Genomic DNA, 21,999 nt, shown 5'->3' with positions numbered 1-21,999 from the left:
GGGAACATATCTACTGGCTGTACATCTATTGGCTTATATCCCTTTTCTACTAAATATGTTAAATCTCTTGCCTGAGTCGCTACATTACATGAAATATAGACAATACGTTCAGGAGAAAGTGTAGTCAATCTTTCTAAGAATTCAGTAGAACATCCTTTTCTAGGTGGATCCACCATAACACAGTCCACCTTTTCATGTCTTTCTACAAATTCAGTCATGAAATGACCTGCATCATCACATACAAATTCCGCATTTGTAATATGATTTCTTTCAGCATTCTCTTTTGCATCTACAATCGCCTGTGGAACGACTTCTACACCATAAACCTTCTTTACATGTCTAGCAAGGGTCAAAGAAATAGTACCTATACCACAATACGCATCAATAACGACATCCGTTGGTTTAAATTTTGCATATTCAATGGCTTTAGAATAAAGTACTTCTACCTGTCTTGGGTTAATCTGATAGAAAGACTTCATAGAAATCTTATAAGTATTACCTAGAAGTGTATCTTCAATATACCCTTCACCATATAATACTTTTTCTTCTTCGCCTAATATGACATTATCATGACGTGGATTGATATTCTGAATAATTGTACGTATTTCTGGATATTCATTCGTTAAAATATCAATGATTTCATGAATATGTGGAATCTTCTTTTTATAAGAGATAAATACAACCATGGCTTCATTCTTATGATAGCTTGTCTTAGTTAAGACATGCTTTATATTACCTGATTTAGTAATTTTATCATAAGGCTGGATATGATACTCTTCAAAGAGTTCTTTAATGCGTTTAATGACCTTATTAGAGAATTCATTCTGAATAAGACAGTAATCGTTATTAATGATATCGTTTGTACGTGCTTTATAGAATCCAGAGACAATATGACCATCCTGCTTACCAAAAGGAACCTGCACCTTATTACGATAATGATAAGGGTCCATATCCATCAAACAGTCATTTACTTCCAGATTCTGATGAGCAATCTTCAAGAATGTTTCTTTTACTCTATTTGTCTTAAAAGACTGCTGTTCATAATCTGACATATGCATCAAAGAACAGCCACCACACTGCTTAAAACACTCACATTTTGGTTCTATTCGTTCACTAGAAGGTGTCTTTAATTCCACTACTCTTCCTACACAATAGCTCTTAAGCACCTTGATAACTTCTATTTCAGCCACTTCATGAAGTAATAGATTCTTTACAAAAATAGTTATATTATCCTGTTTTACAACACCTAAACCATCATGTGTATAATCGATACATTCACCTATAAACTTATCTCTCTTATTCATATATATCCTCCTCGTCAAAAAAAAGCGATTAGAAATCGCTTTTCATTTTATTGCTCAGTTGCTTTCGCTTTATTTGTTGTTTCCTGATCCTTTACTGATGAAAGAGTAAATCCGATATCATCTTTACCAGCCTGCTTAGTACCATAGATTGGATAATCTGTATCATTACCACCAGTTAGATAAAGATTCACTTCATATTGCTTTACGCCATTATGCTTATTCAATAATTCTGAATAAGAAGATCCCTCATAAGCAGATTGACCACCTTTTGAATCAAGGATTTTCACAACTTCTCTTGAAACTTCTTCTGCAGTCTTTGCGGATGTGCCATTATTAAAGACAATATCTACCTTGAACTGCTTACATGCTGTTTCAATATCAATAGATGCAATAGAACTGTATTTAGACTTCGCTTCATTCATGGTGTCATCTAAAACACTTTTTTGAACTGTTACAAGTCCTTCACAGCGGTCACCGTATACAGGTCCTTCATCCTTTAAAGCACTATATAAATAGATTCCGAATGCGAGTACAAGTACTGCAACGATTCCAAGCACAATATATTTAGTTTGAATTTTCTTTTTTGGTTCTTTAGAAGGTTCAATACCCATTTCTTTAGGAGTTGGCTTCTTTTCAGCTTTCTTCTTAGGTGTCTGGATAACTACTTCTTCTTCATCATCAAAATGAAATCTTTCTTTGGACACATTAATCACCTACTTTACCCTTCTATTTTACCAAAGAAATAAAGTAAAGTATAGTTATTTAATTCTTTCTTTAAGAAGTTCAACAAGTAACTTGTTAACCATACCAGGGTTAGCCTGACCTCTAGACTTCTTCATAACCTGTCCTACTAAGAATCCTACAGCACGGTCTTTACCATTTGCATAGTCTATAATAGACTGTGGGTTCGCATCTAATACTTCATTAGCCATAGTTTTCAAAGCATTAGGGTCAGAAATCTGTTTCATACCCTTTTCTTCAATGATCTTTTCAGGATCTTTATTGTCTGTCATCATTGGTTCAAAAACTTTTTTAGCCTGTTTAGAAGAGATTGTACCATCTTCGATGAAATTGATTAGTTTAGCAAGATATTCTGGATTTAATTCAATATCATCATAAGACTGGTTGTTCTTATTTAAGAAAGCCAATACATCACCTAATAACCAGTTAGATACATTCTTGTAATTCTTAGTATATTTAATAACTTCATTGAAGTAATCAGACATAGACTTAGTAGAAACAAGAATCTTAGCATCTACCTTAGGAATACCATATTCTTCTTCGTAATGCTTTTCTCTTTCTCCAGGCATCATAGGTAATTCATTCTTAATTCTTTCTACCCAAGCATGATCTAGTCTAATTGGTAAGATATTTGGTTCAGTATAGTACTTATAGTCTACTGCATCCCCTTTAGAACGCATGACTGTAGTGATCTTTTCTACTTCATCATATCTTCTTGTTTCCTGAAGGACTTCTCCTCCAGATTCAATAACTTCCTGCTGACGTCCCGCTTCATAATCGATTGCCTTCTGAACGTTGCTGATAGAGTTTAAGTTCTTGATTTCTGTACGTGTACCAAATGCTTCCTGACCAAATGGACGAATGGAAACATTGACGTCACAACGCATAGAACCTTCTTCAAGCTTTGCATCAGATACTTCTGTATATAAGAATACCTGTCTTAATGCTTCAAGATAAGCACTTGCTTCTTTACCTGAACGGATACAAGGCTTAGTAACGATTTCGATAAGTGGAATACCTGCACGGTTGTAATCGATTAATGAGTAATCAGTTAAATGAAGCTGTTTTGCAGTATCTTCTTCCATATGTAATCTTTCGATATCAATACGCTTTTCTTCTCCATCTACTTCAATCATTAAATAACCATTACGTCCAATAGGTCTTTTATCCTGAGTGATCTGGAACCCTTTAGGAAGGTCAGAATAATAATAATTCTTACGGTCAAAACATAGTAATTCATCAATTTCCATATGTAATGCATGGCATACACGAATAGCGAATTCTACACCTCTTTTATTTAAGCATGGTAATGTTCCTGTCATCCCCATGTCTACTTCATTGATCATTGTATTTGGATCTTCACCAAATGTAACTGGCGAAGCAGAGAACATCTTTGAATTAGTCTTTAATTCGCAATGTACTTCTAGCCCGATGACTCTTTCGTAATCCATCTTTAGTCCTCCCTCTTATACTGGTTCTTGAATCCTAATGCTTCTTCTAATGCATAAGCAACATTCAAGACAGTCTGTTCTTCAAAAATACGTCCTGAGATATTAACAGCCACTGGCATATTATCTACAAATCCAGAAGGAATAGAGATAGATGGTGTACCTGCAAAGTTGGCAAGACATAACCAGTTTTCAAGAATAATATATTCATCGCTTAAGTAATCTTCAGCTGCTTCATCAATTAAAGGTGCAACACCTCCACCATTAGGTGCAATGATGATATCGTAGTTTTCATAGATCTTATTTAATTCATCTACAACAAGTCTTCTTACTCTCTGTGCTTTTCTGAACATCTTTTCCTGATTTTCAGTGGCAAGAGCTAAGTTACCTAGAATAAATCTTCTCTTAATATGATCACCAAAACCATCAGTACGAGAATTGATCATAACATCATCAGGAGTATCCCCCTGCTGTCTATCTCCATACTTGATTCCATCTAAGCATGAATGGTTACTTGTTGCTTCTGAGTTCGCAATAATTGTATATGTTGGGAGTAAAGTCTTCATAAGCTTCTTATCCATTTCAACATCTTCAACTGTTGCACCAAGAGACTTTAATGTTTCAACAACATTTTCAAAAGTCTTTTTTACTTCTTCATTTCTTACTTCATTAGATACAGTAGTTAAAACACCAATCTTTAAGTCAGAAATATCAGTTGTTAAGTTTTCTAAATAATGTGGTACTTCTCTATTTGATGAAGTCATATCACGGTTATCTCTACCTGCTAATGCTTCAGTCACAATAGCCATATCACGTACATTTCTAGTAAATGCACCTACATGGTCTAATGAAGATGCATAAGGAATAACACCATAACGAGAGATTCTGCCCCAAGTTGGCTTGAAACCAACAATACCACAGAATCCAGCTGGCTTTCTAATTGAGTCCCCTGTATCACTACCTAATGCGAATGGAATAAGACCACTTGCAACAAGTGCTGCAGATCCTCCTGATGAACCACCAGAAATACGTCTTGTATCCCAAGGGTTATGTACTGGACCAGTAAGTGCTGATTTATTTGTACCACCCATAGCAAGTTCATCCATAGAAGCCTTACCTACTAAACCTACACCATGCTGATTTAATAAATCAACAACATGTGCATTGTATACTGGTACATAATCAGCAAGCATCTTACTTGATGCAGTTGTCTTAATACCTTTAGTGTTATAGTTATCTTTTAATACATATGGAATATGTGATAAGAGATCATCAGTCATAGGTGCTTCAATTGCTTTGTATGCTTCTTCTTCAGTAATAGTTACAAAAGCATTGAGTCTTTCCTGTTGTTTCTTTGCTTCTTCAAATAATTCTTTATAATATTCTTTTACATCTAACTCTCCACTTTTGAAAAGTTCATGTAATTCTTCAATAGTATGTGTCACCATTATCCTACCACCTTTGGAACTCTGATCTGATTGCGCTGTACAGTCTTACAGTTCTTTAATGCATCTTCTGTACTAATTACATGATTAGGTTCGTCCTCTCTTAAGAATGTTGTTTCAACCACATAAGGGAATGCGAGGGGTTCTACACCTTCAGTATCAATTTCATCAAGTGCCTGTACATGGCTCATGAATACTTCATACTGTTCTCTTAATGCTGGCATTTCTTCGTCAGTGATGTTGAACATGGTTTTTCTTCCTAGTTTTTTCAACATTAAATCTGTATCGTCCATAATTAACCTCCTACTGTTCTAATATAGATGTCTTTGCATCTTCGCCTTTTTTCTTAATAATCACAGCCATCAATTCATCCTGTGAATACACAAGAACCTTAATATTAAAGTCCTGTGTGAATTTACTATTAATGTTATCAGCAATCACTGAAGTCAGATATAGTAATTCTGTATATGTCTTGATATTCAAGTGTGCTGTGATTTTCATTGACTGAATTGTATCATTGATGTAGTTGGCTTCACCAACTAAACCAGCCGCTTCTGTAGAAGCCTTCTTCAAGTTAGACTTGATTGTCGCAAAATCTGAAGCAGTGGCTGGATCTAACTTAGATGCACGAGAACTAGTAAAGAAGACATTTTCATGATTAACCTTCTTTAAAGTTCCAGCACTGCCACCTTCGCAAAATGCTTCATAAATATAATTACCATTTGTTTCAGATATTTCATTATTATTAGCACGATATACACCAATCATAACGGGAATATCTGTTAATTTTTTCTTATTTGAACGGATATACTTATAAATCTTCTTAACACACTGCTGTGAATAGGTTCTTAATTTTTCATCGCTGAGCGTCACTGCAGGTGAAGAAAGTTTACCATCAATCTGTTCTTTAGGATCAAGAATAAGCGCAATAGAAATACCTTTTAATACATAACCAGAACCGCTCTTCTTATAATAATCCTGTTCAGTTAAATTAGATACAAGAACAGGACTCTGTAATCCTTCATAAGTCTTACCACTTTCTATCTGTAATGTATCAGGATATTTCTTATCTTCTTCTTTAGTTCCTGCTGCATCTCTTTTTAGAAGATTATTATAATCGGTTGGTGTTAATTCTAATCCTTCTGATAAATAATAATCGTTTGTAGAGAAATGACTAGTGGAAAGAATCTGTAATCCTGAACCGATAGTTACTAAATCCTTTGTATTACTGAAGTTCAAATAGAATTTCTCGCTATTTTTAGAACGTCCATTATTAATCATGTTGTAGTAATTACCATCAAATGTCTTAGCAGATGACTCTTTTGTACTACTTGATGTTTTCACTGTTTTGCTGGAGCATCCTGTCGCAAAAATAAGCATGATGCTAACAAGAGCTTTTAAAAATTTATTCATAGTCCGCTAGCCTCCTTAAATGCTGATTCATTCATGATTGAAATACCAAGATCAACTGCTTTAGTATATTTAGATCCTGGATTTTCCCCAACAATCACTAAATCTGTTTTCTTTGATACACTACCTGTGACATTTGCACCCTGACTTGTTAGATAATCTTTAATTTGTTTTCTTGTCATAAGTGTTAAGGTACCAGTAATAACGACTGTCTTATCTCTAAATGGATTATCACCTTCCTGACGGACTTTTAAATAATCCATATTGAGCCCTAACTCCCTTAAATGTGCAATCAACTCTAAATTACGTTCATTACGTTTAAATGCTGCAAGAGAAGACGCAATTGTATCACCTACATCCTTAATACTTGTTAATTGTACATAATTTGCATTAAGAAGTGCATCCATTGAACCAAAATGATAAGCAAGTGTATCTGCCATCTTTGCTCCAATTCCTTTAATACCTAAACCAAATAAAAGCTTTTCTAGAGAATTTGCTTTACTATTCTCAATCGCCTCTAAGAGTTTATCCATGGATTTCTTCCCAAAACCTTCAATATCCATGATTTCTTTTTCATGTACACCAAGATGATAAATATCTTCAATACATGTCACAAAACCTAAGTTATAGAACTGTTCGATGATCTTATCACCAAGTCCATCAATATTCATTGCTTCACGACTTGCAAAATGAATCAGCTTCTCAATCTTCTTTGAGTCGCATTCTTCATTCACGCAATAATAAGCGGCTTCATTAGGTTTTCTTACAAGTAGAGAACCACACTTAGGACATACCGTAATCATCTTAAAAGGTATTTCATGACCAGTGCGTCTTTCTTTAATAGCAGAAACAACCTCAGGGATGACATCTCCTGCTTTTCTTACAATAACATCATCACCTATACGAATATCTTTACGTATACAATTGTCTTCATTATGAAGCGTTGCGCGCTGAACAAGTGAACCAGCAACTCGTACTGGTTCTAGGACTGCATTAGGTGTAATCTGCCCTGTACGTCCAATTGTGAAGATAATATCTTTAAGTTTAGTAATCACTTCTTCAGCCGGAAACTTATAAGCAATAGCCCATTTAGGTACCTTTGCTGTATAACCTAGTTTTCTTTGTGAATCAAGGTCATTGACCTTAATAACCACACCATCAATATCATAAGGAAGTGTTGGTCTGAGTTTTGCTACTTCTTCAATATAGTTCCATACTTCCTGAATAGTCTTGCACTTACGTGTATAAGGATTTGTCTTAAATCCAAGATCCTTGATTTTCTCTAAACATTCATAATGTGTAGAAACATTTAATTGAGATGCTTCTGGCACATGATATAAGAAGGCATCAAGGCCTCTTTTTGCCGCCACACGACTATCTAGCTGTCTAATACTGCCTGCTGCTGCATTACGACAATTCGCAAAGAGAGGAAGACCTGCATCAGTACGCTCTTTATTCAATCTTTCCAATGCCTTTTTAGGCATGATGATTTCACCACGTACTTCTAGTGGTCCTTTAAAATCAATATGAAGAGGGATGGAACGAATCGTTTTAACGTTATGAGTAATATCTTCACCCACAGTTCCGTTTCCTCTTGTTGCTCCATACTGTAAAACACCATCCTGATATACAAGCGACACAGATAAACCATCCAGCTTCAGTTCACATATATATTCTGGATTAGGAATCACATCAGTGACACGATTATTGAAGGTATAAACCTCATCTTCATTAAAGATATCACCAAGTGACATCATCATACGCTGATGTGTCACCTTCTTGAAACCTTCTAATACTTCTCCACCCACTCTCTGGCTAGGAGAATCAGTAGTAATCCAGGCAGGATTGGCCTGTTCAATACGGATTAATTCTTCCATTAAACGGTCATATTCCTGGTCACTTACAGTAGGATTGTCCTGTACATAATATTCATAGTTGTATTTATTCAATAAGGCTTTTAATTCATTAAGTCTTTCAAATGACATCTTACTCATTCCTTTTCTTTTGGTATTATAACAAAATTCTCTCGATAATAAAACCGAAAATCAGTTAGATAAGCGCTTTAACGCATGATGATTTCCCATTAAGGTCTTGATTCCATGAGGCACTTCAAAGGCTACATCAATTAGCTGACCATTAACCTTTACTACTACACCCTTGCCAAAAACATCATGATTGACAAAATCGCCTACTTTCCAGTCATCTACACCATTATCACCAATCAAATCAGGATAAGATTCATGAACATAATGACGTGTCTTAAATTTCGAAGGACGCCCTACGTGTTCTACAGAATCACGACCAATTTCATCAACAAAACGTGATGTGACCTTAGGAGATTGAGAGACAAAGCTAAAGCCCTGACTATCAGTTAAATAAAGACGCTTTTTAGCACGTGTAAAGGCAACATAGGCAAGTCTTCTTTCTTCTTCTAGCCCTTCATCTCCTCCTTCACTGAGTGTTCTTTCAGAAGGAAAAATGCCTTCAGATAAGCCTGATACAAAGACATAGTCAAATTCTAGACCTTTCGCCATATGAATACTCATAAGTGAGACATAATCACCTGTTTTTTCTTCGTCCTGAGATGTATAGAGCGCAATATCCTGTAAATAAGATTCAAAATCAGGTGTTTCAGAATGAGTCTTCACATAAGTATCAATGGAATTCTTTAATTCCATGAGGTTTTCAATACGATTGTCTTCTTCATTATGCTTCATTAAAGCAAGATAACCTGTATCCTTTAATAAATCTTCATAAATATCTGCTAGACTCTTATCAGAGACTCTGGCCTTTTCAATTACTTCTACAAGTTCCTTTAAGCCTTTTTTAGCTTTACCACCTACACCAATTTCATCCAAGAAGAAACAGACTGCTTCATAATTGGTAATTCCATGTCTCGAAGCTGTCAAAGTGATTTTTTCTAGTGTCTTAGTCCCAATACCTCGCGTTGGTGTATTAACAACACGTTCAAATGAAAGGTCATCACCCATGACTACAAGTCTGATATAACTTAAAGCATCCTTCACTTCTTTACGGTTAAAGAACTTGAGACCACCAAAAATCTTATAGGGGATCTGGCGGCGAATCATTTCTTGTTCGATTGTGCGAGATAGATAATTGGCACGATATAAAACAGCAATATGAGATTCAGAAATGCCTGTCTGAGTAATTTTCTCAATCGTATCACAAATATACTTCGCCTCAGCATCTTCACTCACTGCTGCATAATGTATAACCTTATCTCCTTCTTCTAGTTCAGAGAAAAGACTTTTTTCTAATCTATTCTTGTTCTTACGAATCAGATTATTAGAGATATCAAGAATAGTCTTTGTTGAGCGATAATTCTGATCAAGAATAACTGTTTTAACATTCTTATAATCTTTATCAAAGTTCATGATATAGTTCACATCACTCCCTCTGAAAGAATAGATTGTCTGATCAGGATCACCTACAACACAAACAATAGAATCCTGAGCAAAATAATGAATGAGGTTATATTCAATAGAACCTACATCCTGGAATTCATCAACATGGACAAACTGATAACGTCTAGACCATCTCGATACAATATCAGGATTATCCTGGAAGATCTTTAATGTATTTAAAAGAAGATCATCAAAATCCATCATATTATGGTCTTCTTTATACTTTTCATACAGTGCAAAGACTTCTGCCTTGATTTTTTCTCCTGGCATATTTCCAGCTAGCTGCAGGGCTTTAGCTGGAGTGACAAAGTTCACCTTATAAGAAGAAATATAATTGATCATAGATTTCACACTGATTGTTTTCTGATCAATCTCTTTTTCTTTATATAACTTTTTAATAAGTGATTTCTGGTCTTCTTCATCCATAATGATAAAGTTATGAGGATAACCAATGGCTGTAGAATGTTGTCTTAGTACGCGTACACATAAAGAGTGGATGGTACAGATTGTTATACCTAAAGAGGTACCAAGAATAGTTTCTACTCTTGTCTTCATTTCATTAGCTGCTTTATTAGTAAATGTGATAGCAAGAATATTATGAGGATTGACTCCTACTTCTTCAATTAAATATGCAATACGATATGTGACGACACGTGTTTTACCTGAACCGGCACCGGCAATGATTCTTAAGTGTCCATCTAGATAAGTGGCTGCTTCTAGCTGTTTAGGGTTTAATAATTGACTGAGTTCCATATTTATAATCCTCCTTATTCGCACCACTTAATATAACATAAAAAAGAGTGCTAGGCACTCTTTATTTATATTGATGTGATTTTCCAATAATATCAGTGATGTTTTCAATACCCATTGCATCAAGTTCATCATTCATTTCCTGAATAATACGAGGACATGCATATGGGTCTACTAAGTTAGCACAACCAACCTGTACAGCACTTGCACCTGCAATCATCATTTCGATTGCATCTCTACCAGTAGAAATACCACCCATGCCAATAACTGGGATATTCACTGCCTGAGAGACCTGATAAACCATTCTTAAAGCAACTGGGAAGATAGCAGGTCCTGAATAACCACCTGTCTTATTCGCAATAATAGGCTTGCCTGAACGGATATCAAAACGCATACCAACTAAAGTATTGATCATTGAGATACCATCAGCACCGGCTTCTTCCACTGCTTTCGCAATTGCCACAATATCAGTTACGTTTGGAGATAACTTAACATAAAGTGGTTTAGTAATGACAGCTTTTACTGCTCGAGTCACTTCTGCTGCCATAGCAGGATCAGTACCAATGGCCATTCCTCCTGCATGAACGTTAGGACAGCTGATATTTAATTCTAATGCCCCAATACAATCTTCTTTAGTCAATTTTGCAGCAGTCTGTACATAATCATCAATACAGCTGCCACCAATATTCGCAATTGCCTTACCTGAATAAACTTCTCTTAGTTTAACTAATTCAGTTTTAATGACTTCATCAACACCTGGATTCTGTAAACCAATCGCATTTAATAAACCAGAAGGTCCTTCCGCAATACGTGGAAGTGGGTTACCATAGCGTGGTTCAAGTGTTGTACCCTTCAAGCTCATAGAGCCTAATACATTAATATCATAGAACTTAGTGAATTCATAACCGAATCCAAAAGTACCACTTGCTGGAATAACAGGATTCTTCATATCAAGCCCTGGTAGTTTTACAGATAAATTAGCCATTGATAATCACCTCATCTGAAGAAAGAACTGGTCCTTCTACACAAATTCTCTTATATGGTTTTGTTTTTACTTTACATGAACATCCCATGCAGGCACCAAAGCCACAACCCATTCTTGCTTCAAAAGAAAGAGAACCATTATCTGGGAAGTTCTTTACTAATGCATCTAACATTGGTTCTGGACCACATGCATAGTAATGATCAAATGTTAAATTATTTTCTTTAATGGCATCAATGACTGTACCCTTAGTACCACAAGTGCCATCCATTGTAGAAATATAAGTAGGACAAAGCTTCTTGAATTCTTCTTCATAGAAAACATCATAAGAACCATTGAAACCTAATACTGCAGAGACCTTAACACCCTTTGCGATAAGTCTTTTTGCAAGACCATACATAGGAGGTGTACCACTTCCACCACCTACTACGATAACTTCATTGTAATCAGTATCAGTAAAACCATTACCTAGACCAATTAATACATCTAATTTTTCTCCTGGTTTCTTTTCTGAAAGAATCTTAGTTCCTTCACCTCTGATACGATAGATTAGTTTAATATGTGTATCATCATAATCTAAAATACTCATTGGTCTTCTTAAGTATGGCTGAAGTGAGTCATTAATCTTAATATTGATGAACTGCCCAGGTGCTGTAATAAAAGAAGCCCCTTCCCCTTCAAGTTCCATTTCAAATAGACCAGGAATTAATTCTTTATTGTAGTTGATTGTAAGAAAATCCTGATAATTCCTCATTTTATTCCTCCACTAATAATTGTCCATCGACAATATTCATAATTAATTCACCTTTTACCTTCCATCCTAAGAAAGGTGTATTGCATGCTTTAGATTTCAAATCTTCTTCTTTGATTGTATATTCCTTATTTAGATCAAAGGCACATAGATCAGCCTTCATGCCTTCTTCAATAGAAGCATCCAGGTTAAGTGTCTTTGCAGGACCAGAAGTCAAGCAGTCAAGAACTGTTTCTAGCTTAATAAGGCCTTCTTCTACAATATATGTATAGATTAATGGGAAAGCATGCTGTAAGCCGATAATACCAAATGGTGCTTTATCAATTGGTTTATTCTTTTCATCTCTTGAATGAGGTGCATGGTCTGTCGCAATAACAGTAATGACTCCATCATTAACGGCCTTAATAATCGCTTCACGATCTTCTTTTGTACGAAGAGGTGGATTCATCTTATAGTTAGGATGACAATCCTGAATGTTATCTTCAGTTAAAATCAAATGATGAGGTGATGTTTCACCACTGACTCTTTCACCACGTGCACGGCTTGCACCAAGTAATGCAACTGTTTCTTTTGTAGAAATATGACAGATATGATATCTGTTATGAATCTTATCTACAAGCTGTAAATCACGGTCTACCTGCTTATATTCACTTGCACTATTGATACCAATCAAGCCATGCTCTTTAGCATAATGACCTTCATGAATGCAGCCACCATGTAATTCAGATTCATCTTCACAATGAGCGACGATGATAGAATCAAGTGCTTTTGCACGTGTCATGGCTTCTTCCATCTTTTCATCTTTCTGAACACCTTTACCATCATCTGAGAAACCAAGAACGATTGGCTGTTTGATATTTTCTTCCATATCAACAACCTTCTGACCCTTTAATTCTTCTGTGATAGCACTATAAGTATATGTTTTGACCTGTGCATCCTTTTCACAGCGTTTTGTAAAGTCTTCAATTGTTTCCTGATCATCCATACAAGGTAATGTATTAGCCATTGCGACAATCGTTCCATATCCACCATAAAGTGCGGATGCACTACCAGTAGAGATAGTTTCTTTATGTTCAAAGCCAGGTTCACGAAGATGTGTATGGATATCAATAAAGTTATGAGATAAAAGTGCTCCATGAAGATCAATCACTTTATCTGCTTCTTCATTACATGCACCAATCTTCTTGATGATGCCATCTTCAATCAATACATCTGTATCACTGAATGATTCATGACGATACAAATGTGCATTCTTTAATAATAAACGCATAATCTACCCCCTGTATTTTTTAATTAGTTTTTCTTCAACACATGCTGGTACAAGACCTTCAACACTATGATTATGAGATACAATCTCCTTCACAAACGATGAAGAGACAAATGTATAAGCAAGTCGAGTCATTAAGAAGACTGTTTCAATGCCTTCATCTAAATACTGGTTTGTAAAGCACATCAAAGACTCATAGTTATAGTCTTCTGTTGCACGTAAACCACGTACAAGCACCTGCGCTCCCACTTCCCTTGCATACTCTACAGCAAGAGCACTACTTTCGTCAATGACAACATTAGGAAACTGTTTTGTTGCTTCTCTTAACATTTCTATACGTTCTTCTACAGAAAATAAGCATGTCTTATGTGGATTAATAAAAATAGTCACATAAAGTACATCATACATCTTAGAAGCACGTTCAATAATATCAAGATGTCCATTTGTGACAGGATCAAATGTTCCCGTATATACTGCCTTTATCAAGATAAAGCCCCCTCATATTTCACGATTTGAAGACATGTGATACCATAATTGTTTTCTTTAATAAGTCTAAAAGGTGCTTCGTATTCAAGCTTCTCTTCAGTTAAATCTTCTATCACGAGAATACAGCCATCTTTCAAGTTTCCATTATCCTTAAGTGTATGAATAATATCCTTATTAATCTTCATACCATAAGGTGGATCTAATAAAACAAGACTAAACTGAATGCCTTCTTCCTTAAAAATTCCTAAAGCCTTACGATAATCAGCTTTCATCACATGTGCATTCGTAATCTTTAAATTATTAATATTCTCTCTAATAACTTGAAATGCCTTATATTGTTTATCTACTGCATACAGTTCATCCATTCCTCGACTTAACGCTTCAATGCCAAGTCCTCCACTTCCTGCAAATAAGTCAAGGCAGATTCCTCCATCAAAATAAGGACCAATCATATTATAAAGATTCTCTTTATTTTTATCTGTTGTAGGACGTGTCAGCTTAGAAGGCACCGCCTTTAGCTGTCTGCTTTTATATTTACCTGCTATAACGCGCATAACTTCTTCCTATCCTTCCCTTTGCGAGTTCATCACTGATATCATCAAAGACAATTGTAGTGATGTCATCTAACATTTCATTGAGTTCACCATAAGCACTCAAATATGCATTCATCTCTGGTATACTGTAGAGTTCTCTTCTTATATTTGTGATACGTTCCTGAAGCTCTTTCGTATCACAATAAGTGCCAAAACGTGCTAAATCTTCTTTTTCTTCATTTAAGCGATTCATTTCACGCATCAAAGACTCAACCTCAGGTAATTTAAATACTTGAAGTGAATCATGATATGACTTGAAGCACTCTTCTTCTTTAATTGCTTCTATAAGTTCATTAATTGATTCATAAATCATAATGATTTCTCAATAGCCTCCTGCTTCTTTTCACGATTATATTTCGCAATAAGAGCCTGGGCCACACCAATACAAGTTAAAGCCATTAAAGTCGATGTACCACCGGCACTAATTAATAGTAAAGGTACCCCAGTCATTGGAATAAGACCAGATACACCACCTACATTGACCATTAAATGTACAAAGAAGTAACTTGCGATACCAATAAGAGTAAGTTTATCTCTTGATTCTTTCATACAGAAAGCATATCTAAATAATCTACAGATAATAATAGAGTAAGGAATAAAGAATGCCGCAAAGCCCACTAGTCCTAATTCTTCCACAATAATAGAGGAAATAAAATCGTTCTGTGCTTCAGGAATATAACCGAATTTCATAATAGAATTTCCGAAGCCACGACCAATCAACCCGCCATTTGTATAGCCTACAAAACCATTGATAATCTGATAGTTGGATCCATAAATATCTTTTAATGGATTCAGCCAAGAAGCAATACGTGCCATCTGATGACCTTTTAAGAAACGTTCATGAAATAAGATAAAGACAAGTACTGCAAGAAATACAAGAAATAATCCAATAATCTTATAAGGACGATAATATTGAGATGGAGTTGCAAAGAACAGACAGGCAGACATGACGAGTAGAATCAAGCCACTTCCCATATCCTTCTGAACTTTCCAGCAGATAAAAAATGCGAAAAAAACGAGCAATGCAGGAAAAGCAACACAAAGTATAAATTTACGACGAACGAGTTTTTTTCTTTTTTCAGCTGATAAGCGATTTGAGATACGGACCTGATCAGGTAAGACACCAAATATATAGCTCAATATAATAATCATAACAAGTTTCATAAACTCAACAGGCTGAATAGTAATAGGACCTACCTTGATCCAGGCATGGGAGTTATTAATTGTCCACATAAGACAGGCAAGCATCATAAGTATACATATCACATAAGCTGAAAGCATGATTGTTTCGCTTATGCGTCGTGTTTTATAGACACGTGCAAATAGAAACATACAGAAAAAGCCACCAGCAACAAAGACACATTGTTTCAATAAGTTAATAGTCGCAAAATTAGATCCTCTACTTGCCGACATACCTACAGAAGCATCACCAATCATGACAATCCCAAAACAGGCAAGAAAAATCGTACAGGCATAGATGGTTTTATCTGTACCAGTACGTTTAAACATCATCTGCAGCTTCTTGAAAAAGTTCATAGTTTAACCCACTCTTCTTCCTGAGCACGTTTGAAAACTTTATAAATAGAATAACCTGACGCTTCTTCAAAAGCTTTATCTAATTGCTTCTGTAATGATTTAGAGTCTGCAATAGATGTAAAAGTACGGTAATGTTCCATGAATTCTTTAGCACTGATACCTTCTTCATAAGCCTTCTCTACTGCGTTATATAGTTCCACAACATCGATAATTTCTTCAGTTGACCAATCTGGATCTAATGGATAATCGTACATATTAAAATACCTCCTAATTTAAGAAATATTATACATGAAATAGGCTTAAAAGAAAATAGGCTATACATAATTGGAAAAAGCCAAGGACTCTGCTATAATGACACAGAGGTGAAACGAAGTATGTTAAGCATGAAAAATGTAATTGATGATAAAAATCCTTTAATTCGTGAAAAATCTAAAGAGGTGACTTTACCATTAAGTGATGAAGACCGTCATACTTTAATGGAAATGTATCAATATCTTGTAGATTCTCAGGACGAAGAAAAGGCTGAAAAGTATGATTTAAGACCTGGTGTAGGTATTGCCGCTATTCAGATTGGTATTCCAAAGAGAATGTGTGCTATTTATATTCCTGCAGTAGATGAAGAAGGCAATATTGTAAAGTGCGATCAGTGGGCACTTGTTAATCCACGTATTGTTGCAAGTACAGTAAAGGTCGCATATTTAAAGAATGGTGAAGGATGCTTATCTGTTCCTGAAGACCAGCCTGGTATAGTTCCTAGAAGCGCTAAAGTTACTGTAAAAGGCTATGATGCCTTAACAGATCAGGAAGTGACTATTGTTGCAAGAGGCTTTACTGCAATCTGTTTACAGCATGAATTAGATCATTTCGAAGGTGTTCTTTATTATGATCATTTTAATAAAGAAGATCCAAAAGCACCAATTCCAAACGCAATGGTGATTGAATAATACTCCTCATGGAGTATTTTTTTTGCATTTTAAAAGACAGCTTACGCTGTCTAGTAATAATCTCTACATATATTAATCATATCATTCACATAGACGATTCCACCATTGATTGCATTATCTGATAATTGACATTTAAGTTCTATTGGCAGCTTACAGCAATATTGTTCACGCATAAGAGGCAGATCCTGCCTCATGCATAAATCAGATATATCATCAAGTGCCTTTGAAGAAAACATAAATGTAGAAAACAAAGCAATATTCTTCACATGATCACGGTTGAGCTTCATGACAAACTGTTCTACTTCTTTTGATTTACCAAAGTATGGACAATCAAATCCAAGAACAAGAAGATCTACACAAGCATCAAAATCATAGTCTTGAAATGAAATTGCCTGTGTTCTTGCAGTTTTTGCCATCATGGTTGCAAGTTGTTGTGCATATTTACTTTTATGACTGTAGACAATCGCAATATTCATAGACTCACCTCGTGGATTCAGTATATCAAGACATTATGAACTATGTAAGAACTTCTCACGTTTTCTTTTATTTATATATAGAATAATATAAGCAGACACAAAACCACCAATCAGACCGCTCACATGACCAGATAAGGATATTGTTGGAACAACAAAAGATATAAACAACATTAATAAAACATTCATCCCTAAGCTTCTTGCAATGTCGCGAAGCTGTGAGGGAAAGAATAGATAAAGAGCACCAATAGCTCCAATGATTCCAAAAATGACCCCACTGACACCACCGCTTACTGTATGTGCTCCTGTGCCAAATAATAAATAAGCAATATAAGGAAGACCAGTGGTAGAAAGCATAGATGTGAGTATCACTATTATATACTTTTTAGTTCCTATTAAATATTCAGCAAAGCAACTTAAATCAAATAAAGAGTAACAGTTAACTACAATATGCATCAGGCCAAAATGAATGAAATTGGCCGTGATCAAGCGATAGTATTGATGTGTGACATGAACATAATAAGGATTGAATCCTCCTGCCGCTAAGCCCTGCATGGCATTCATATCAATACTAAATAATAAAGTTGTCGCTATATAAGTCATTATACATAAAGCAAGCAATGTATATGTTACTGGATATTTTTTTATATTATTCATGCTTATCCTCAATAAATTCAAATATTGTCATCTGATCAATACTTGGATCATCCTTTTTAATAATAGTTTCATGATTATCTAATACTTCTGCCAGAGTGACATCAGATTTCAAATCTTCATCAGTAAAATATGCTTCTCCCATTTCAATCAGTCTAATATTACCGCTATAGTCCAATGTTTCATAGACAAGTTGTCTTGTCCAGTGAGAATGAATATTCTGAATAGATGTAAACCAGACAGGTCCACTACCAATATGAGTTCCTGTAACCACTTGTGCAAAGACCATACCACAGATATAAAGATTCTTATCTAATGCATGTGTCACATCGAATAAAGCATAAGGGTCATTGGCACTCATAATCAGAAGTTTATTCTGTTTTAAATATTTAGAATAGAGTCTGATCTTATCAAACATATGATCTGCGACAAATAAAACAGCATTCCCATTATTAGTTAAATGAGTTCTTAAAGCTAACTCTTCCACGCCCTTAGAACCACCCACAACAAGGGTATAACCTTCCTTAGAAACCTTCTTCATGACTTCCTTAGTAACATGACGCATTGTCTTATTCATCACCTGTGGACCAGCAACTGAAATATTAACACCATAACTTAAAGAGAGATCACCTATATAGCTTATTACTAAGGGCATCTTGCTTCCAAGCACTCGTAAACAAGCTGGATAATCTTCTTCATAAATAGTAGTAACACCAATATTCTGGCTTTCTAGATTCTGAAGCGCATAAAAGAGATCAGGCAGTAATTTCTGCCTTTTTTCTATCTTACGCGCTGTAAAAGCATCAAGTCCAATAATCTGAGTCAAAGTATCATAACTCATACCAGTAATCATGCTCGGTTCTTTATTTATGGATTTCAATTTTTTCTCGATTTCCTGCCATTCTTCAGTATTCAAAGGCTGCAGAGAACTTGGAATCAAATCACCACAGCATAATATCAAGGCAAGACTGTTTAATGTTAGTTGTAATTTCATATTCTTATATTCCTTCTTAAATGACATTATACCATAGAAAATTTAGATAAAAAAGTGGCCGTTCTTACGAACGGCCTAGTGAAAGGATAAGTAGTTATTACAAAATACCCATTTTTTCTTTAACAGCAGCCTGAGCAGCAGCAAGTCTTGCGATTGGTACACGGTAAGGTGAGCAAGATACATAAGTTAATCCGATCTTATGGCAGAATTCTACTGTCTTTGGATCGCCACCATGTTCACCACAGATACCAAGTCTGATATCAGGACGAGTTGATCTTCCCTTTTCAGATGCAATCTTCATTAATTCTCCAACGCCTTCCTGGTCAACAGTAGCGAATGGATCATGTTCATAGATATTCTTAGAATAGTAATCGCCTAAGAACTTAGCAGCATCATCTCTTGAGAAACCGAATGTCATCTGAGTTAAGTCATTTGTACCAAATGAGAAGAATTCAGCTTCAGTTGCAATCTTGTCAGCAGTGATTGCAGCTCTTGGAATTTCAATCATAGTACCAACTTCATATTTCATGTCCAATCCGCTTTCAGCAATTAACTTGTCAGCAGTCTTAACAACTACATTCTTAACATACTTTAATTCTTTAACATCACCAACTAATGGAATCATGATTTCTGGAGTAACTGTATGTCCTGTTTCCTTAGTTACGTTGATTGCAGCTTCGATTACAGCTCTTGTCTGCATTTCAGCGATTTCTGGATAAGTAACAGCAAGACGGCATCCTCTGTGACCCATCATTGGGTTGAATTCTTTTAATGATTCTACTCTTTCCTTTAATGCTTCGAAAGTCATACCTAAGCTTTCAGCTAATGGTTTGATTTCTTCATCAGTATGAGGTAAGAATTCATGTAGAGGTGGATCTAAGAAACGGATATTAACACTATATCCATCCATAGCTTTGAATAATTCTTCAAAGTCTCCTCTCTGGTATGGAAGAATCTTTTCTAATGCTTCCTTACGAGTTTCTACATCTTCAGCAGTAATCATTCTTCTGAAGTTGAAGATTCTTTCTTCTTCGAAGAACATATGTTCAGTACGGCATAAACCGATACCTTCAGCACCAAATGATGCAGCCTGTTTAGCATCTCTTGGAGTATCAGCATTTGTTCTTACATATAATTTTCTTTCTTTATCAGCCCAAGCCATGAAAGTTTCGAAATCACCACTGATGGCAGCAGGAACAGTCTTGATCTTCTGAGCAAATACTTCACCTGTAGAACCATTTAATGATACATAATCACCTTCAGTTAATACTGTACCATCTGGTAATGTTAATGTCTTCTTATCTTCAGAAACTCTTAATACACCACAACCAGCAACACAGCAAGTACCCATACCACGAGCAACTACTGCAGCGTGAGATGTCATACCACCACGTACTGTTAAGATACCTTTAGCTAAGTTCATACCTTCGATATCTTCTGGAGAAGTTTCATTACGTACTAAGATCATATCCTGAACGCCATTTGCATGCGCTTTCTGAACATCTTCAGCTGTGAAGTAGATATGTCCAGTAGCAGCACCTGGAGAAGCAGCTAAACCTGTAGCAACAGCCTTTGCAGCCTTATAATCATCTTTATCGAAGTTTGGATGTAATAACTGGTCTAACTGTTTTGGTTCAACCTTTAATAAGGCTTCTTCTTCATTAATCATGCCTTCTTCAACCATGTCAACAGCAATCTTTAATGCAGCCTGCGCTGTTCTCTTACCATTACGAGTCTGTAACATGAATAATTTACCATCTTCAATTGTGAATTCCATATCCTGCATATCTTTATAATGATCTTCAAGAATATGACAGATCTTCTGGAACTGTTCATAACATTCTGGCATAACTTCATTTAATGTAGCAATTGGCTGAGGTGTTCTGATACCAGCAACAACGTCTTCACCCTGTGCATTCATTAAGTATTCACCGAATAATTTATTTTCACCAGTTGCTGGGTTACGAGTGAAGGCAACACCAGTACCTGACTTATCACTTCTGTTACCATAAACCATCTGCTGAACGTTTACAGCTGTACCCCAAGAACCTGGGATATCATTTAAACGACGATAAGTGATGGCACGGTCATTATTCCAAGAACCGAATACTGCTTCAACAGCAGCTAATAACTGTTCAATTGGATCCTGTGGGAAATCAACACCTGCATGTGCTTTATAAGCTTCTTTATATACAGCAACAACTTCTTTTAAGTCTTCTGCTGTTAATTCAGTATCGAATTCAACACCTTTTTCTTCTTTGATTGCATCAAATTTATGTTCGAAATCTGATTTTGGGAATCCCATTACAACGTCAGCGAACATCTGGATGAAACGACGATATGAATCGTATACGAAACGTTCATTTCCAGTTGTTGCAGCGAATTCCTTAGCAACTTCATCATTTAAACCAAGGTTTAATACTGTATCCATCATACCTGGCATAGAGATTCTCGCACCAGAACGTACAGATACTAATAATGGGTTCTTTGGATCACCTAAAGTTCTTCCAGTGATTTCTTCAAGCTTTTTAACATGTTCAATGATCTGTTCTTTAATATCATCTGAGATCATTTTTCCGTCTTCATAATATTGTGTACAAGCTTCTGTAGTCACTGTAAAACCCTGAGGCACAGGTAAACCGATACCTGTCATTTCAGCAAGGTTGGCACCTTTACCACCAAGGAGATTACGCATATCCTTGTTACCTTCGCTAAATAAGTAAACATATTTTTTCATAACTACTAAATCCTCCTTATGTCTTTTCACTTCTTTTATTATACACGTGTAAGGGCTTA

At 35.6% G+C, this 21,999-nt stretch carries 21 protein-coding genes; 1 reads left to right on the top strand and 20 read right to left on the bottom strand.

What is annotated here, in order from left to right:
- The 16 genes from rlmD to B2S90_RS06505 form a co-directional block, all read right to left on the bottom strand.
- Positions 1 to 1,304, bottom strand: a 1,304-nt coding sequence (gene rlmD, locus B2S90_RS06580) for a 23S rRNA (uracil(1939)-C(5))-methyltransferase RlmD (protein WP_286696758.1), incomplete at its 3' end; no start/stop codon positions are given.
- A gap of 47 nt (positions 1,305 to 1,351) precedes the next feature.
- Positions 1,352 to 2,008, bottom strand: coding sequence for a hypothetical protein (locus tag B2S90_RS06575; RefSeq protein ID WP_278780196.1), 657 nt, complete (start codon positions 2,006 to 2,008; stop codon positions 1,352 to 1,354).
- Between the two features lie 54 nt (positions 2,009 to 2,062).
- Positions 2,063 to 3,496: an Asp-tRNA(Asn)/Glu-tRNA(Gln) amidotransferase subunit GatB gene (gatB, locus tag B2S90_RS06570; RefSeq protein WP_055289304.1), complete on the bottom strand. Its 1,434-nt coding sequence runs from the start codon at positions 3,494 to 3,496 to the stop codon at positions 2,063 to 2,065.
- 2 nt (positions 3,497 to 3,498) lie between these two features.
- The gene (gene gatA, locus B2S90_RS06565; RefSeq protein WP_055233817.1) at positions 3,499 to 4,941 is read right to left on the bottom strand and encodes an Asp-tRNA(Asn)/Glu-tRNA(Gln) amidotransferase subunit GatA; all 1,443 of its coding nucleotides are present in this window, start codon (positions 4,939 to 4,941) and stop codon (positions 3,499 to 3,501) included.
- A complete protein-coding gene (gene gatC / locus B2S90_RS06560) occupies positions 4,941 to 5,231 on the bottom strand; it encodes an Asp-tRNA(Asn)/Glu-tRNA(Gln) amidotransferase subunit GatC (RefSeq protein ID WP_006506605.1) in 291 nt (96 codons plus the stop codon). The genes gatA and gatC overlap by 1 nt, the downstream gene beginning before the upstream one ends.
- A 10-nt stretch (positions 5,232 to 5,241) precedes the next feature.
- On the bottom strand, positions 5,242 to 6,351 hold the full coding sequence (locus B2S90_RS06555; protein ID WP_147556396.1) for a CamS family sex pheromone protein: 1,110 nt from the start codon (positions 6,349 to 6,351) through the stop codon (positions 5,242 to 5,244).
- Positions 6,348 to 8,333 carry an NAD-dependent DNA ligase LigA gene (gene ligA, locus B2S90_RS06550; protein ID WP_055289302.1) on the bottom strand — a complete coding sequence of 662 codons (1,986 nt, stop codon included), beginning with the start codon at positions 8,331 to 8,333 and terminating at the stop codon, positions 6,348 to 6,350. Before ligA ends, B2S90_RS06555 begins: the two co-directional genes overlap by 4 nt.
- 60 nt (positions 8,334 to 8,393) lie before the next feature.
- On the bottom strand, positions 8,394 to 10,526 hold the full coding sequence (locus tag B2S90_RS06545) for an ATP-dependent helicase (protein WP_286696757.1): 2,133 nt from the start codon (positions 10,524 to 10,526) through the stop codon (positions 8,394 to 8,396).
- 61 nt (positions 10,527 to 10,587) lie between these two features.
- Entirely contained in the window at positions 10,588 to 11,508 is a 921-nt protein-coding gene (locus tag B2S90_RS06540) for a dihydroorotate dehydrogenase (RefSeq protein WP_006506609.1), read from the bottom strand.
- On the bottom strand, positions 11,501 to 12,259 hold the full coding sequence (locus B2S90_RS06535) for a dihydroorotate dehydrogenase electron transfer subunit (RefSeq protein WP_278861038.1): 759 nt from the start codon (positions 12,257 to 12,259) through the stop codon (positions 11,501 to 11,503). The genes B2S90_RS06540 and B2S90_RS06535 overlap by 8 nt, the downstream gene beginning before the upstream one ends.
- Before the next feature lies 1 nt (position 12,260).
- Positions 12,261 to 13,526: a dihydroorotase gene (locus B2S90_RS06530; RefSeq protein WP_238703629.1), complete on the bottom strand. Its 1,266-nt coding sequence runs from the start codon at positions 13,524 to 13,526 to the stop codon at positions 12,261 to 12,263.
- A gap of 3 nt (positions 13,527 to 13,529) precedes the next feature.
- Positions 13,530 to 14,009: a pantetheine-phosphate adenylyltransferase gene (gene coaD, locus B2S90_RS06525; protein WP_006506612.1), complete on the bottom strand. Its 480-nt coding sequence runs from the start codon at positions 14,007 to 14,009 to the stop codon at positions 13,530 to 13,532.
- Positions 14,006 to 14,563, bottom strand: a complete 558-nt coding sequence (rsmD, locus tag B2S90_RS06520) for a 16S rRNA (guanine(966)-N(2))-methyltransferase RsmD (protein ID WP_279080124.1) — start codon at positions 14,561 to 14,563, stop codon at positions 14,006 to 14,008. The genes coaD and rsmD overlap by 4 nt, the downstream gene beginning before the upstream one ends.
- A complete protein-coding gene (locus B2S90_RS06515; protein ID WP_055233823.1) occupies positions 14,544 to 14,915 on the bottom strand; it encodes a YlbF family regulator in 372 nt (123 codons plus the stop codon). The genes rsmD and B2S90_RS06515 overlap by 20 nt, the downstream gene beginning before the upstream one ends.
- Positions 14,912 to 16,138 carry an FtsW/RodA/SpoVE family cell cycle protein gene (locus tag B2S90_RS06510; RefSeq protein ID WP_278780187.1) on the bottom strand — a complete coding sequence of 409 codons (1,227 nt, stop codon included), beginning with the start codon at positions 16,136 to 16,138 and terminating at the stop codon, positions 14,912 to 14,914. Before B2S90_RS06510 ends, B2S90_RS06515 begins: the two co-directional genes overlap by 4 nt.
- Entirely contained in the window at positions 16,135 to 16,392 is a 258-nt protein-coding gene (locus tag B2S90_RS06505) for a UPF0223 family protein (protein ID WP_055233824.1), read from the bottom strand. Before B2S90_RS06505 ends, B2S90_RS06510 begins: the two co-directional genes overlap by 4 nt.
- A gap of 120 nt (positions 16,393 to 16,512) precedes the next feature.
- On the opposite strand from B2S90_RS06505, the gene def reads away from it, so the two are divergent.
- Positions 16,513 to 17,082, top strand: coding sequence for a peptide deformylase (def, locus tag B2S90_RS06500; RefSeq protein ID WP_055233825.1), 570 nt, complete (start codon positions 16,513 to 16,515; stop codon positions 17,080 to 17,082).
- A gap of 50 nt (positions 17,083 to 17,132) precedes the next feature.
- Here def and B2S90_RS06495 read toward each other — a convergent pair whose 3' ends face one another.
- From B2S90_RS06495 to ppdK, 4 genes are all read right to left on the bottom strand, one after another.
- Positions 17,133 to 17,558, bottom strand: a complete 426-nt coding sequence (locus B2S90_RS06495; protein ID WP_055233826.1) for a hypothetical protein — start codon at positions 17,556 to 17,558, stop codon at positions 17,133 to 17,135.
- Between the two features lie 33 nt (positions 17,559 to 17,591).
- A complete protein-coding gene (locus B2S90_RS06490; RefSeq protein WP_055289292.1) occupies positions 17,592 to 18,212 on the bottom strand; it encodes a rhomboid family intramembrane serine protease in 621 nt (206 codons plus the stop codon).
- Complete coding sequence (locus B2S90_RS06485; RefSeq protein ID WP_070101845.1) at positions 18,205 to 19,203, bottom strand: DNA-processing protein DprA; 999 nt, start codon at positions 19,201 to 19,203, stop codon at positions 18,205 to 18,207. Before B2S90_RS06485 ends, B2S90_RS06490 begins: the two co-directional genes overlap by 8 nt.
- Positions 19,204 to 19,300: 97 nt before the next feature.
- Positions 19,301 to 21,940 (bottom strand): pyruvate, phosphate dikinase, encoded by a 2,640-nt coding sequence (gene ppdK, locus B2S90_RS06480; protein ID WP_147556394.1) that lies wholly within the window; start codon positions 21,938 to 21,940, stop codon positions 19,301 to 19,303.
- Positions 21,941 to 21,999 lie beyond the last annotated feature (59 nt).

The organism is Catenibacterium sp. UBA627, assembly GCF_002299355.1.
Taxonomy (GTDB): Bacteria; Bacillota_I; Bacilli_A; order Erysipelotrichales; family Coprobacillaceae; genus Catenibacterium; species Catenibacterium mitsuoka.
Note: the sequence above shows the minus strand (reverse complement) of the source record. Positions and strands in the feature narration are given on the sequence as shown.

Coding starts and splice junctions, on each gene's coding strand:
- gatB (WP_055289304.1), bottom strand. CDS start 3,496: ATGGATTACGAAAGAGTCATCGGGCTAGAAGTACATTGCGAATTAAAG.
- gatA (WP_055233817.1), bottom strand. CDS start 4,941: ATGGTGACACATACTATTGAAGAATTACATGAACTTTTCAAAAGTGGA.
- gatC (WP_006506605.1), bottom strand. CDS start 5,231: ATGGACGATACAGATTTAATGTTGAAAAAACTAGGAAGAAAAACCATG.
- B2S90_RS06555 (WP_147556396.1), bottom strand. CDS start 6,351: ATGAATAAATTTTTAAAAGCTCTTGTTAGCATCATGCTTATTTTTGCG.
- ligA (WP_055289302.1), bottom strand. CDS start 8,333: ATGTCATTTGAAAGACTTAATGAATTAAAAGCCTTATTGAATAAATAC.
- B2S90_RS06545 (WP_286696757.1), bottom strand. CDS start 10,526: ATGGAACTCAGTCAATTATTAAACCCTAAACAGCTAGAAGCAGCCACT.
- B2S90_RS06540 (WP_006506609.1), bottom strand. CDS start 11,508: ATGGCTAATTTATCTGTAAAACTACCAGGGCTTGATATGAAGAATCCT.
- B2S90_RS06535 (WP_278861038.1), bottom strand. CDS start 12,259: ATGAGGAATTATCAGGATTTTCTTACAATCAACTACAATAAAGAATTA.
- B2S90_RS06530 (WP_238703629.1), bottom strand. CDS start 13,526: ATGCGTTTATTATTAAAGAATGCACATTTGTATCGTCATGAATCATTC.
- rsmD (WP_279080124.1), bottom strand. CDS start 14,563: ATGCGCGTTATAGCAGGTAAATATAAAAGCAGACAGCTAAAGGCGGTG.
- B2S90_RS06515 (WP_055233823.1), bottom strand. CDS start 14,915: ATGATTTATGAATCAATTAATGAACTTATAGAAGCAATTAAAGAAGAA.
- B2S90_RS06510 (WP_278780187.1), bottom strand. CDS start 16,138: ATGAACTTTTTCAAGAAGCTGCAGATGATGTTTAAACGTACTGGTACA.
- B2S90_RS06505 (WP_055233824.1), bottom strand. CDS start 16,392: ATGTACGATTATCCATTAGATCCAGATTGGTCAACTGAAGAAATTATC.
- def (WP_055233825.1), top strand. CDS start 16,513: ATGTTAAGCATGAAAAATGTAATTGATGATAAAAATCCTTTAATTCGT.
- B2S90_RS06495 (WP_055233826.1), bottom strand. CDS start 17,558: ATGAATATTGCGATTGTCTACAGTCATAAAAGTAAATATGCACAACAA.
- B2S90_RS06490 (WP_055289292.1), bottom strand. CDS start 18,212: ATGAATAATATAAAAAAATATCCAGTAACATATACATTGCTTGCTTTA.
- B2S90_RS06485 (WP_070101845.1), bottom strand. CDS start 19,203: ATGAAATTACAACTAACATTAAACAGTCTTGCCTTGATATTATGCTGT.
- ppdK (WP_147556394.1), bottom strand. CDS start 21,940: ATGAAAAAATATGTTTACTTATTTAGCGAAGGTAACAAGGATATGCGT.